The sequence below is a fragment of the Pectobacterium parmentieri genome (genome assembly GCF_001742145.1).
Classification (GTDB): Bacteria; Pseudomonadota; Gammaproteobacteria; order Enterobacterales; family Enterobacteriaceae; genus Pectobacterium; species Pectobacterium parmentieri.
In genome coordinates this window covers 113069-126257 of the sequence record NZ_CP015749.1, presented here as the reverse complement: position 1 = coordinate 126257, position 13189 = coordinate 113069, and the positions used below count along the sequence as shown (strand labels likewise).

At 49.9% G+C, this 13189-nt stretch carries 12 protein-coding genes; 6 read left to right on the top strand and 6 right to left on the bottom strand.

Annotation, left to right across the window (positions count from 1 at the left end; genetic code table 11):
* Positions 1-36: 36 nt before the first annotated feature.
* The 5 genes from A8F97_RS00540 to lysA form a co-directional block, all read right to left on the bottom strand.
* Positions 37-1191 carry a CdaR family transcriptional regulator gene (locus A8F97_RS00540; protein WP_014701268.1) on the bottom strand — a complete coding sequence of 385 codons (1155 nt, stop codon included), beginning with the start codon at positions 1189-1191 and terminating at the stop codon, positions 37-39.
* Positions 1192-1516: 325 nt separating this feature from the next.
* The gene (gene pyk, locus A8F97_RS00535; RefSeq protein ID WP_033072098.1) at positions 1517-2959 is read right to left on the bottom strand and encodes a pyruvate kinase; all 1443 of its coding nucleotides are present in this window, start codon (positions 2957-2959) and stop codon (positions 1517-1519) included.
* Positions 2960-3056: 97 nt separating this feature from the next.
* Positions 3057-4217, bottom strand: a complete 1161-nt coding sequence (locus A8F97_RS00530; protein ID WP_015731151.1) for a glycerate kinase — start codon at positions 4215-4217, stop codon at positions 3057-3059.
* Between the two features lie 9 nt (positions 4218-4226).
* Complete coding sequence (locus A8F97_RS00525) at positions 4227-5531, bottom strand: GntP family permease (protein WP_014701271.1); 1305 nt, start codon at positions 5529-5531, stop codon at positions 4227-4229.
* A 469-nt stretch (positions 5532-6000) separates the two neighbouring features.
* The gene (gene lysA / locus A8F97_RS00520; protein ID WP_033072099.1) at positions 6001-7263 is read right to left on the bottom strand and encodes a diaminopimelate decarboxylase; all 1263 of its coding nucleotides are present in this window, start codon (positions 7261-7263) and stop codon (positions 6001-6003) included.
* Between the two features lie 118 nt (positions 7264-7381).
* On the opposite strand from lysA, the gene A8F97_RS00515 reads away from it, so the two are divergent.
* Positions 7382-8305: a LysR family transcriptional regulator gene (locus tag A8F97_RS00515; protein ID WP_033072274.1), complete on the top strand. Its 924-nt coding sequence runs from the start codon at positions 7382-7384 to the stop codon at positions 8303-8305.
* A gap of 11 nt (positions 8306-8316) precedes the next feature.
* On the opposite strand, the gene A8F97_RS00510 is transcribed toward A8F97_RS00515, so the two are convergent.
* Positions 8317-9234, bottom strand: a complete 918-nt coding sequence (locus tag A8F97_RS00510; RefSeq protein ID WP_033072100.1) for a LysR family transcriptional regulator — start codon at positions 9232-9234, stop codon at positions 8317-8319.
* A gap of 107 nt (positions 9235-9341) precedes the next feature.
* Here A8F97_RS00510 and A8F97_RS00505 point away from each other — a divergent pair, with 107 nt between their 5' ends.
* From A8F97_RS00505 to pspG, 5 genes are all read left to right on the top strand, one after another.
* Entirely contained in the window at positions 9342-10223 is an 882-nt protein-coding gene (locus A8F97_RS00505) for an MBL fold metallo-hydrolase (protein ID WP_033072101.1), read from the top strand.
* Positions 10211-10867 carry a DsbA family protein gene (locus A8F97_RS00500; protein WP_033072102.1) on the top strand — a complete coding sequence of 219 codons (657 nt, stop codon included), beginning with the start codon at positions 10211-10213 and terminating at the stop codon, positions 10865-10867. Before A8F97_RS00505 ends, A8F97_RS00500 begins: the two co-directional genes overlap by 13 nt.
* A 290-nt stretch (positions 10868-11157) precedes the next feature.
* A complete protein-coding gene (locus A8F97_RS00495) occupies positions 11158-11451 on the top strand; it encodes a DUF7677 family protein (RefSeq protein ID WP_014701277.1) in 294 nt (97 codons plus the stop codon).
* A 196-nt stretch (positions 11452-11647) separates the two neighbouring features.
* Complete coding sequence (gene dusA, locus A8F97_RS00490; protein ID WP_033072103.1) at positions 11648-12670, top strand: tRNA dihydrouridine(20/20a) synthase DusA; 1023 nt, start codon at positions 11648-11650, stop codon at positions 12668-12670.
* A gap of 166 nt (positions 12671-12836) precedes the next feature.
* Entirely contained in the window at positions 12837-13109 is a 273-nt protein-coding gene (gene pspG / locus A8F97_RS00485) for an envelope stress response protein PspG (protein WP_014701285.1), read from the top strand.
* Positions 13110-13189: the final 80 nt, after the last annotated feature.

Here is a 13189-nt window from a genome sequence, read left to right as displayed (position 1 = left end):
CGTCATTACCATGATGAACATTCCCGTTTTCACGCTTTAGTCATCGTCCAACTGTACCGCGACATAAAGCAAGAAACGATCGTCAAAATTTGCCAGATTGAGTCCTGTCAGTTCAGAAATACGCCGCAGTCGGTATTCCAGCGTATTCTTATGAATATAGAGCGCATTCGCGGTGACGGCGGCCTGTAAATTATGTCTGAACCAGGTATGCAGCGTTTTTCTGAATACCCCATTGCTATCCATCGCTTTTAGACGGCGCAGTGGACGCACCAGTTCGTTGGCCTGCCATCCTCCACGTAGGCTATCGAGGAGGACAGGTAACTCCATGTCCTGATAGCAGTAGCATGGTGTTTCTGGCATGCGCTGCTTACCTGCTTTCATAGTGGTTTTTGCCGTATGGTATGAACGCTCAACGCCGCCGTCACCGGGAAAAAAGTTGCCTAATGCCAGACGCACACGCAGAGAGCTTCCTTCTTGCAGTCGATGATATAACTTCTCCATTCGCCGTTTATGTTCTTCAGGCTCCCACCGTTCTGCATGGATAAACGCGGGCTTAAGTACCACCATCTCAGTCAGAGAGACTATCGCCATCAGGTCATCTTTATCGGTTTCCATCAACAGTGACTGCAACTGCTGGAGTTCTGTCATCGCAGTGCTGACCCCCAGTTGCCCGCTGTCCAATTCAACAACCATCGCAATCCGGGGCTTTTGCAGATCGACCCCTAATCGCTGCGCCCATTCGCACTGCGTGGCTGAATAGGCAGAACTGCGCACCAGACTGAGTACCAACTCTTCTCGCAAACGGCTATTTTGTGCCAGTAGTTGGAGTAATCGTGCCTGTTCCAGCATCATTTCCGCTGTCATACAGACTAATTCACCATATTGACGCAACCCCGCTGGCGTACCCGTTAGCCCAATCACGCCGACAATATTCCCATTTAAACGTAGCGGCAGATTAACACCCGGTCTGACCCCCTGTAGCATATGCACGGATGCGTCATCAATATTAACAATACGTTCCTGCGTGAGCGCTAACAGTGCGCCTTCATGTATTTCGCCAACACGTTCCTTATCACCACTGCCGATAATCCGCCCTCGCGCATCCATGACATTCACATTGCAATCAATAATCTGCATAGTCCTTGTCACAATAGAGCGCGCCAATTTATCATCAAAATCATAGTCAGCCATAAATTATCCCCGGCGTAGGTGGCATAAAATATAACGTGAATGTTAAGCTCTCACTTAATATCTATTTATCGTCATCATGTTTCACGTTAATAAAACCACGCCAATTATTATTACAAAAAAGAAAACAGCCACTCATTGTTTCCCGACGGGAATGAAAATCAACTTTAATTAGTTAAATTAGCTGTTATCAATTATTTATTATCGTCAACATAAAAACCCAAACAAAAGCATCAATAAAAATGAATTAAAAGATGTTACGTACCTGAAATAATTTATATTTCAGGTATATAACCAATATATATCCAATTTAACGAATAAGGATATATTAGGAGACCTGCATGATGCGGCAGGTATTTGAGCTGCCAACCAGACTCATTTGATCGCCCTGCGTGAGTAACACTAAATCTCCAGAAGCCAGATAGCCCTTTTCGCGCAGTAACGTAATGGCATCGTGCGCAGCCGCAACCCCTTCAGCTTTGCTAGCAAAAAATAACGGCGTTACACCACGATAGAGTGCCGCGAGATTCAATGTCTTCTCATGACGGGACAGTGCAAAAATCGGTAAGCCCGACGTAATACGCGAGGTCATCCGTGCAGTACGCCCTGATTCGGTCATAGTGACAATTGCTTTTACACCTTTAAGGTGGTTTGCTGCATACATGGTCGACATGGCGATCGTTTCTTCAACATTATCGAATTCAACGTCAAGCCGGTGCTTAGATACGGTGACCTGAGGCTCTTTTTCTGCCCCCAAACACACGTTCGCCATAGCGATGACCGTTTCTTCCGGGTAGCTCCCCGCGGCGGTTTCTGCCGATAGCATGACGGCATCCGTACCATCCAATACGGCATTCGCGACATCCATCACTTCAGCACGCGTTGGCATCGGGCTGGCAATCATCGACTCCATCATTTGCGTCGCCGTAATCACAACGCGATTAAGACGACGAGCGCGTTGGATCAGCGCTTTTTGCACACCAACCAGCGCAGCATCACCAATCTCCACACCCAGATCGCCACGCGCGACCATCACCACATCAGATGCCAAAATGATGTCATCCATACATTCTGGTGTAGCGACCGCCTCAGCCCGTTCAACCTTGGCGACAATGGCAGCCTGGCAACCCGCCTCACGCGCCAACTGGCGAGCATAACGGAGATCGTCACCATTACGTGGGAATGATACGGCCAGAAAATCGACGTTAATCTTCGCGGCAACCAAAATATCGGTTTTGTCTTTCTCGGTCAGTGCATCAGCAGATAACCCACCGCCTAGTTTGTTAACCCCTTTATTATTGGATAAAACGCCGCCGACGGTAACGAAAGTGGTAATTTTTTCGTCTGCCACACCCATCACTTTTAACTGAACGCGACCATCATCCAACAACAAGATATCGCCGGGTACAACATCGTTTGGCAGATTTTTATAATCGATACCAACCTGATGATTATCACCTAGCCCTCTTTCCAGACAGGCATCCAGAATAAACGTATCACCAACATTCAAAAAAACCTTCCCCTCTTTGAACGTTGACACCCTGATTTTAGGCCCCTGTAAGTCCCCCAAAATCGCCACATGTTTATTAAGCTTACGTGCAATATTACGAATTTTTTCGGCACGAATAATATGATCGTCCGATGTTCCATGGGAGAAATTAAATCGAACAACATTCACGCCCGCTCTAATGATTTTTTCCAGATTATCATCACGATCGGTGGCTGGCCCCAGTGTTGCAACAATTTTGGTTCTTCTTAAAAACGCAGTCATTTTCTTTCCTGTTTTTATTCTAAAAGGCGATGCTGTGTATCCATCTATATAAAAAATGGAAAGCAATCCGCTGCAAAAATAATGACAAAAATAGGGACTAATGATGGATAGACGTCGCCTTAATTAAACGTCCAATATTTTCACAGGCACGCTCCATATTTAACGCCCCTTCTTTTAATAAACCATCAATACTTTTTGCGTGGGGAATAATACCGAAGATGGCATCAATACCTTCCTGATAGAGATCTTCAACACCGCTTCCTACACAGCCAGATACCGCAATCACCGGGACGCTATTCTCCTTCGCCGTTCTTGCCACACCGTAGGGGGTTTTACCAAATTTGGTCTGGCTATCAATGCGCCCTTCCCCCGTAAAACAAAAATCGGCTTCAGACAATTTCTCCCTTAGCCCGCTGTACTCAATCACAATATCAATGCCTTTTTGCAGCGTGCAACCAGTAAACGCCATCAAGCCTGCTCCCAATCCCCCCGCCGCTCCCGCGCCGGGCTGGCTGGCAATATCTTTACCCAACTGTGCCTTAATAAGGTTGGCATAGTGGGACAGATTGCCGTCGAGCATGCTGACCATTTCAGGCGTTGCTCCCTTTTGCGGCCCAAAAATATGGGAAGCACCATTTTCACCACACAATGGGTTAGTCACATCACACGCCACCAGAATATCGATGTCAGCAAGACGCTTATCAATACTTGAAATATCAATATGATGTAGCCTTCCTAATGCACCACCACCACGACTTAACCGTTCGCCGGCCTCATCATAGAATTTCACCCCCAGCGCTTCTGCCATCCCTGCACCACCATCGTTGGTTGCACTACCACCGATACCCAGGATAATTTTTTTGATCCCCTTATCCAGGCAGGCACGAATCAACTGGCCTGTGCCGTAAGTCGTCGTGATTAACGGGTTTTTAGTGTCCTGATTGACATGGTGAATACCACTGGCAGAAGCCATTTCAATCACGGCAATGTCGCCGTCGCCCATTACACCATAAGTTGCTTCCACCGGTTCACCCAGTGGGCCAACCACCGTTTGCTGGAAAATATGGCCCTGTGTCGCATCAATCAATGATTGCACGGTGCCTTCACCGCCATCTGCCATGGGTACGTGAATATACGTCGCTTCAGGGAATATCTTTTTCAGACCTTTTTCCATGGCAATACACACTTCTTTTGCCGTCATACTTTCCTTGAAGGAGTCCGGTGCCAAAACAAACGTTTCATTTTTCATACTCATCATCTCGCTACCTTATAAAACAAAACCGTACAAAACCGTTGAGACAATGGCCATTGTCCCCCCCACCAGCGCCTCATAAGGAATTAAGGCCATACGTTGCCGAATACTCATATTCATGCTTTGTGCTGTGACGTGGAAATAATTACCCTGCGGCAAAGAGTCAATAACGGTAGCGCCTGTATGAACCATAACGGCAGAAGAAATAGGAGGAGCGCCAACATGTGAAATAGCATCACCAAATGTTCCTGTCGCTAAAATAACGCCAGTGGATGTTGATGCCGTAGCAGCAGCCATCAAAATACCTGATATCGGTGCCAGGAAGGTGCCAGAAATACCAAGAACATTAATTAATGCGACAACCTGTATCGATAAATTTGAAGCGGAAATTAACCCAGCAATCGCGCCTGCACCAATTAAAATCAGCACGGTAGCAGTCATTTTCTCCAAACCGGATGCCGTATAAGCCAACATTTTGTGTTGCTGCCCCATCGCGACCAAACCAATAAATCCCGCCAGCGGCAATACATACATCGCATCAAGTTTAAAGGAAGAGAGCAGGTTGATATGCAAAATAGAACCAATGGGATTAAGCATCAGCAGAACAACGGCAACCAACGGTGCCACAATCGCTTTGCCAAGCGTCGGATAGGCCTTGTCACTGGTTGTCGCAGACAACGCATTCGCTTCCTGTTCGCTGACCTTGACGCCTTTGTTTTTCAGTAATGTGGCGACGATCACAGCCATTACCATGCCGCAAACCGCAGGAATAAAACCGGCAATCATCACATCACTCAAGCTCAGGTGAAACCCATTCGCGGCAGCAATAGTATTTGGATTCGGTGAAATAATATTGCCCGCTTTTCCGCCGCCAGACAGTGCCAATAACAATGCCAACTTTGACACGCCCATTTTATTCCCAACAGATAGCGCGATCGGTGCAACAATTAACACGGCAACAGGAATAAATACGCCAACGGAAGTAATAATCATCGTCGCTAACGTCAGGGCTAAAATGGCTTTTCCTTCCCCCATTTTTCTTACGATTGCCTGAGCAATCGTTTCTGCGGCCCCTGACTCCATCATCACACCCGCTAAAACACCCGCCGCCAATACACGGATAACGGTGCCCATCACGCTTTGTGTGCCGGAGGTTAATAATGAAATGGTTTGATCTAAATTGGCTCCGCCAATCACAGCGCCAATGATGGCACCAAAAAATAAAGAATAGACGGGATTAACCTTTCTTAGAATAAGAATTATAGCAACAAACAAACCTATTAAAGCCCCATACCAGCCAAGGGGTTCCATTGCATGCATAATTAAACCTCTTCTTGTTTTTTATAAAAAATAGACAGCAGGGTACGAATACAAATCTTTTCTCTGGCCGATTTGTATTAAATGATGTTTTTAATTTTATTAACACTTAATGAATAATAGCGTTCAAACCTCGCCCTATTAATATTTCACGATAGTTATTCTATGCTTTCCTAATAAATCGACCTATGTGTCCAGACACGAAAAAAATGGGCATTTGAATAAAAAAAACTGTGTCAGAGAACAAGATAGCGAGAGGTTTATCACATTGTGATTTGACTACATCAGAAACGAAGGTTGGTCAGGCAGGGGTAAAAAGGCACAAAAGACCAGCGCAAACAAAAAGGAGGCCGCGTGCTAATCCACACTCGCGGCCCCCCTTAATATTATTAGTACACGCTACGCGCCGTAAAGGTGATGTTCCGGCGCTGCGCGTTCAGTGCGTTGACAACACTAGGAGTATACGAGTTGATTAAAGCGCTTCCAGCGCCAGCAGCGCTTCCAGCGTCTGACGGCGGCGGATTAGGCGCGGTTCGCCGTTTTCAAACAACACTTCCGGCAGCAATGGACGGCTGTTGTAGTTAGAGGACATCGATGCGCCGTATGCACCGGTATCATGGAAGACCAGATAGTCGCCAACCTGTGCTTCCGGTAGCGGGAAGGTTTCTACACCACCGCCTGCTTGCTGGGTAAACACATCGCCGGATTCACACAGCGGCCCTGCAATCACACTGTCTCGCAACGTGGACTGGCTGATATCGCGGCCGTCGCCCGACAACAGAGACACATGGTGATAGCTGCCGTACATCGCAGGACGCATCAGATCGTTAAACCCGGCATCGACCAGCACAAAGTGGCGGCTGCCCATGGATTTTATCGCCCGCACTTCCGCCACCAGCACGCCAGATTCCGCGACCAGAAAGCGCCCAGGTTCAATTTCCAGCGTGACCGGATGGCCGAGATGCGTAGCAATTTTCTCCCGCGCGGCGTTCCACAGCCCGTAATAGTGTTCGGTATCAATCGCTTCTTCGCCGTGACGATAGGGAATCGACAGCCCGCCGCCCGCTGAAATCGCCTCAATATCCTGACCCAGCTCAACGACCTGCTGAACCATCGCCTCGCACACTTGTTCCAAATGGCCGTAATCCACGCCGGAACCAATGTGCATGTGGATCCCCACCAGCTTCAACTGATAGCGCTGAATGTGTTCCAGCGCCAGCGGCAAATCGCCATACCAGATGCCGTGCTTGCTGTTCTCGCCACCGGTATTGGTTTTCTGACTATGACCATGACCAAAACCCGGATTCACACGCAGCCATACCGGATGCCCCGGCGACTGTTGCCCAAGCTGTTCCAGCATATCGACCGAACCCGCGTTCACTGGGATATTCAGTTCGGCAACGCGTTGCAGCGTCGGGCGATCCAGCAGATCGGCGGTAAAGACGATCTCATGAGCATCAGTACCCGGCACAAACCCCGCCACCAGCGCACGCTCAATTTCCCCCAGCGAGACTGAATCGACTTTCACCCCATGTTCACGCATCAGGCGCAAAATATGCGTGTTGGAACACGCCTTCTGCGCGAAGCGAATCGTATCGAACTGACGAAGTTGGGCGATGCGGTTAACGATGGTTTGAGCGTCATAGGCCCACACCGGGCAACCAAAACGGGCAGGCAGTTCACGCAGGTTTTGCGCGTTCAGAGCATGAGTGAGGTCATTCAGATCGTGGGGCATAAATAATTACCAATTACGGGTTAATCGTGGTTGATAGCCACTATAAAAATTACCATTCTGGTAAACAAATATCGTTTTGAGCAGACTCTATTCATCTATGATATGGATAGGGGGGAACATAATGGCAATATCTTTACGACACATCGAGATTTTCCATGCGGTTATGACGACCGGGAATCTGACGGAAGCGGCAGCGCTACTGAATACATCGCAGCCGACCGTCAGCCGCGAGCTGGCACGCTTTGAGAAACTGATTCAGATGACGCTGTTCGAGCGACTGCGCGGCAGGCTTTACCCCACCGCACAGGGGTTACAGCTATTTGAAGAAGTGCAGCGCTCTTACTATGGACTAGAACGGATCATCAACGCCGCCCGTGATATTCGCCGTTTTCAGCAGGCTCAGCTTTCCATTGCCTGCCTGCCCGTGTTCTCACAGTCGCTACTGCCTGACGTTTGCAAGCCGCTGCTGGCCCGCTATCCGCTGCTTAATCTGCACATCATTCCGCAGGAATCGCCGCTGCTGGAAGAGTGGCTATCCGCACAGCGTCATGATTTAGGGTTAACCGAAAACAGCCTCACGCCAGCCGGTACAGATCGGCAAACGCTGATGTTATTAAATGAAGTGTGTGTGCTGCCTGCCAGACATCCACTGGCACAAAAAGCGGTGCTCACACCGCAGGATTTTTCTCATCAACCCTTTATTAGCCTGTCGAGTGCCGACAGCTATCGCCAGTTGCTAGACAACCTGTTTCAGGATCAGGGCGTGTCCCGCCGGATGGTGCTGGAAACCCACAGCGCAGCATCGGTGTGTGCGATGGTGAGGGCAGGCATCGGGCTGTCCATCGTTAACCCGCTCACTGCTTTGGATTATGCGGCCTCCGGCGTGGTCGTGCGGTCTTTCAGTATCGATGTCCCCTTTACCGTCAGCCTGATCCGCCCGCTACACCGCCCAGCGTCAGCGCTCGTCGATACCGTCATTGAACAACTCAAGCAGTACGCCGCAAGCGTGCCTTCACGTCTGGAACAAGTCTTACGGCAGTAGCGCCTAGCTCGTTACACCGCTTTCTGGGTCAGCGTCCGCCAGCGCGGATCGTGAGCAAACCAGTCCACCAGAAAATCTAACAGCGTTCGCAGCGCAGCGGGCATCTGACGGCGCGAGGTGTAAATACCGTAAATACCCATCGCCTGCGGGCGATATTCTGGCAACAGCGCGACCAACTGCCCGCTAGCGAGATAAGGCGTCACGGAATAGCGCGGTTGCAGCGCAATCCCCGCCCCTTCCAGCGCGCCTGACAGCAGCACGAGCGATTCATTACCGCTCAGGTTTCCGCTGACGGGAATCGTAAACTTTTCATCATCGCGGGAAAAATGCCACAGGCTTTTGCCAAAATAGGTATAGGTCAGGCAGTTATGCACCGAAAGATCGGTAAGCTGTCGCGGAATACCATGCTCATTCAGATAAGACGGTGACGCACACAATACCGACTCACAGCTTGCCAGCGGGCGCGCGATCAAATTGGGATCAAGTTCGTTGGTAATACGCAACGCCAGATCGATACGCTCCTCAACCAGATTCACTGACCGATTGTTCATTTGCAGATCGATAGCGAGCCGAGGATGGTGCCGCAAGAAAGTGGTGATCGCCATGCCGATCGCCCCCTGCGCCAGCGACTGCGAACAACTGAGTCGCAGCAAGCCGCTTAACATGGCATTGCCAGTATCAGCCTCGACGCGCATGTCCGCCGTCAACGCTAGCATCTCCCGACAACGCACCAGCGTTTTTTCCCCCGCATCAGTCAGGCTCAACTTGCGCGTAGTGCGATGCAATAACCGCGCGCCTGCCCACGTCTCCATCTCTGCCAGATAGCGCGTTACCATCGCCCGGGACATATCCAGCGTCTCTGCCGCTGCGATCATGCTGCCGCGATCTATAATAGTGACAAACACTTCAGCAGCCGTAATGCGATCCATAGATTAGTCCGTTTTGTGCAACAAACAATTGCCAATTTTGCGGTTTTTCGTACGATTAATGCAACATAACATGAACCCACTTTCTGTCATACCTGTGGAGTATCACCATGTCTAAATCTATCGCTTTTACCGTATCGTTACTCGCTGCATCACTGGGTCTGGCTTCTGCGGCCAACGCCGCCGAGTTAAAAATCGACGTATTTAATCCAGGCGAAGCGAGTGTGTTCCCGGTTTCTTCTGAGATTATCAGCGGCGATAAAGAAGTTGCTCTGATTGATGCACAGTTCCAGCGTAACGATGCTCAAACGCTGGTTGATCGCATCAAAGCCACTGGCAAAAAACTGACTACCGTCTATATCAGCCATTCCGACCCTGACTACTACTTCGGTCTGGATGTGATTAAAGCCGCGTTCCCAGACGCTAAAATCATTGCGACCCAAGCCACTATCGATGCCATCAACGCGAGCAAAGACGGCAAAGTGGCACACTGGGGCCCGGTTCTGAAAGAAAACGCACCGAAAGAGATCGTTGTTCCTCAACTATTGGCAGGCGATAGCTTTACCGTTGATGGTAAAAAACTGGAAGTGAAAGGACTGAAAGGGCCAACGCCGGATCGCACTTACGTCTGGATTCCTTCGCTGAAAGCCGTTGTTGGCGGTATTCCAGTGTCTGCCAACATCCACGTCTGGCTTGCCGATACCCAAACACCGGAATCTCGTGTTCACTGGCGTGAAACATTGAAATCCATTGAAGCGCTGAAACCGACCACCGTTGTACCGGGCCATTTCATCGCGCCAACAGATTACACCCTGAAAAACGTGACGTTCACGCTGCAATATTTGGAGACGGTAGAAAAAGAGCTGGCGAAAAGCAAAAATTCTGCCGAACTGATCGCCGCAATGAAGAAACACTACCCGACGCTGAAAGAAGAATCGGGTCTTGAACTGAGCGCGCAAGTTCTGAAAGGTGAGATGAAGTGGCCGCAGTAAGACTGCATTATATTTACGATCCCTTGTGCGGCTGGTGCTACGGCGCCGCCCCACTCGCGCTGGCGGCGCAGGAGATTGACGGACTGGACCTGATCCTCCACGGTGGCGGTATGATGACCGGCAGCAATAGCCGGACTATCACCCCAGAGTGGCACGATTATGTCATCCCTCACGATCGCCGTATTGCGCAGTTAACCGGGCAGACTTTCGGAGAAGCTTATTACGAAGGGCTGCTGCGCGATACCAGCGTCGTACTGGATTCTGCGCCGCCGACGGCTGCTGTACTGGCTGCGGAAGCCATGGACGACAAAGGCATGGCAATGCTGTACCAGATTGAGCAAGCACACTATGTTTCCGGTCTCAAGATCGTCGATACCGCAGTGCTGCGTCAATGTGCAGAAGCAATCGGCCTGGATGGCGATGCCTTCTGCACGGAGTTGGCGTTTGTTCGAGCAGAAACACTGTCACAGCATATCAACGCCAGCCGGGAACTTCTGGCAAAAGTGCGCGGACAAGGTTTTCCTACTTTTGCGCTAGAAGATGCCAACGGGAATTTCCAACAAATACCCGCGGCAAACTACCTCGGTCAGGTAGAAGCGTGGCGTAACATGCTCACACAGATGGTCAATCACGCAACCGCATAATCACAGCGCCCCACCTTTCTCAAGGGAGCAAGCCAATAGCCTGCTCTCTTTCCTTTTCGTTCTCGATGCAGTTTGTATCTCATCCCTGCAAACCGCTAAAGTATCTCCTTCGTGATCAATCAGCGCACTACCGCGTTTATTCATCAATCTCGTTGAGAAGGAAGCAACATGAGAGCTATGCGCCCAGCGTAATTGCTGGAAAATACGTTTACTCTGATGAATACGGCGGGCTGACACCGATTGATGAGCTATAAATGCGCAAAGTAGTCAATAACGGGAGAAAAGTTACCATGAAATTAAGCCACAACTTTAGCAGTGCATTAAGAACCTTCGCCTATTTCATGGCTAGCGGCACCCAAAATACGCTTGAAGGCATTGATTACCTTTCGCTGTACGGCAAAGAACCCAGCGCGTTTGAACAAGTCTTCGCGATCTACGCCAATGTGTTAGAGCTGGATGAAGACGGTAACGTACTGAACGCCAAATATGCCGAAAAACGGGCAACAGACTATTTACGACAATACTGTGATCCCAGTTTCACCGTTGAACCACCTTATGAAGACTGGGAAGTTGAGCTGCATTAATTTATCCACGGGGCGTCTTGATCAAAAAAGCCTCGACGAAACGGTCGAGGCGGTTACTGGAAATGAAGACGCATGTTCCCTGATATGAAACAAGATCGCTATCTGCCACGACCTATTCCCTGTGCTACAATCCCGCGCCAGCAAAGGTAACCTCAGACAACACCGCCAAAACACACGAAATGATGACTGACAAACCATGACCGACGTAAAATCAGATAAAAGCAACACGGTATCCGCCGACTCCCGCGCCTCTAGTCTTAACCGCTTCTCCGTCGCGCCGATGCTCGACTGGACCGATCGTCATTGCCGTTATTTTCTCCGCCAGTTGACTAGCCAGACGCTGTTGTATACCGAAATGGTGACAACAGGCGCGATTCTTCACGGTAAAGGCGACTATCTGGCCTACAGCGAAGACGAACATCCTCTGGCGCTGCAACTCGGTGGCAGCGATCCTGCGGCATTGGCTCAATGCGCCAAACTGGCAGAGCAGCGCGGCTATGATGAAATCAATCTGAACGTCGGTTGCCCGTCAGACCGTGTACAAAATGGCCGTTTCGGCGCCTGCCTGATGGGCGAAACCGCGCTGGTAGCAGACTGCATCAAGGCAATGAAAGACAGCACCTCAATCCCGATTACGGTGAAAACCCGCATCGGCATTGACGATCAAGACAGCTATGAATTCTTGTGCGAGTTTATCCAAACCGTTGCTGGGCGCGGCGAGTGCGATACCTTCATCATCCACGCGCGCAAAGCCTGGCTATCGGGCCTTAGCCCGAAAGAGAATCGGGAAATTCCACCGCTGGATTATCCGCGCGTTTATCAGCTCAAACGTGATTTTCCAGCACTGACTATCGCTATCAACGGCGGCGTTAAAACGCTGGAAGAAGCCAAAACGCATTTACAACATCTGGACGGCGTGATGATGGGGCGTGAGGCTTACCAAAATCCCGGTATTCTGGCGCAGGTTGACCGTGAACTGTTTGGTATTGATGCCGTTGCTCCGGATCTGGCTGGCGTCGTGCGAGCCATGTATCCCTACATCGAACGCGAACTTTCTGGCGGTGCGTCATTAGGCCACATTACACGCCATATGCTCGGCATGTTTCAAGGCATCACCGGTGCTCGTCAGTGGCGACGCTACCTCAGCGAAAACGCCCACAAGCCCGGTGCCGACGCTGCGGTAGTAGAACGTGCGTTGACGCTGGTTAATCTGGTTTAAAAAATACCAATAGTTAGTATTTTCCACCAATACATTCTCATTTCTCTTTCTGGCGTCTCTGATAGATCAACGACTTATCAGCGACGCATCTTGGCACGATTCTTGTAATTGCTTATGTAGCACGCAGACTCATTTTTCTGCGGTTTAACCGCTACAGGAGCACACCATGTTAGAAATTTTCTTCGTTATTGGCTTTTTTATCATGCTGATGTTGACGGGCGTGTCATTACTGGGCGTGATTGCGGCACTGTTTGTGGCGTCCCTTTTTATGCTGATTGGCGGGCTGTTTAGCATGGCGATAAAGGTGCTACCGTGGCTAATTTTAGCCGTTGCAGCGGTATGGCTATGGCGCAAGTTTAGCGGGCGACCTGTCTACAACTCGCACCGTTATACCTATCAAAAATACACCTATCGTCAGCGCAATGGGAATCAGTGGTAATGCCATAAAAGGGAAAAATCTGAATTACGCGCGAAAATGGCGGCCAACGCGGTGTTTAACACGAATTGATCTTCGCACCG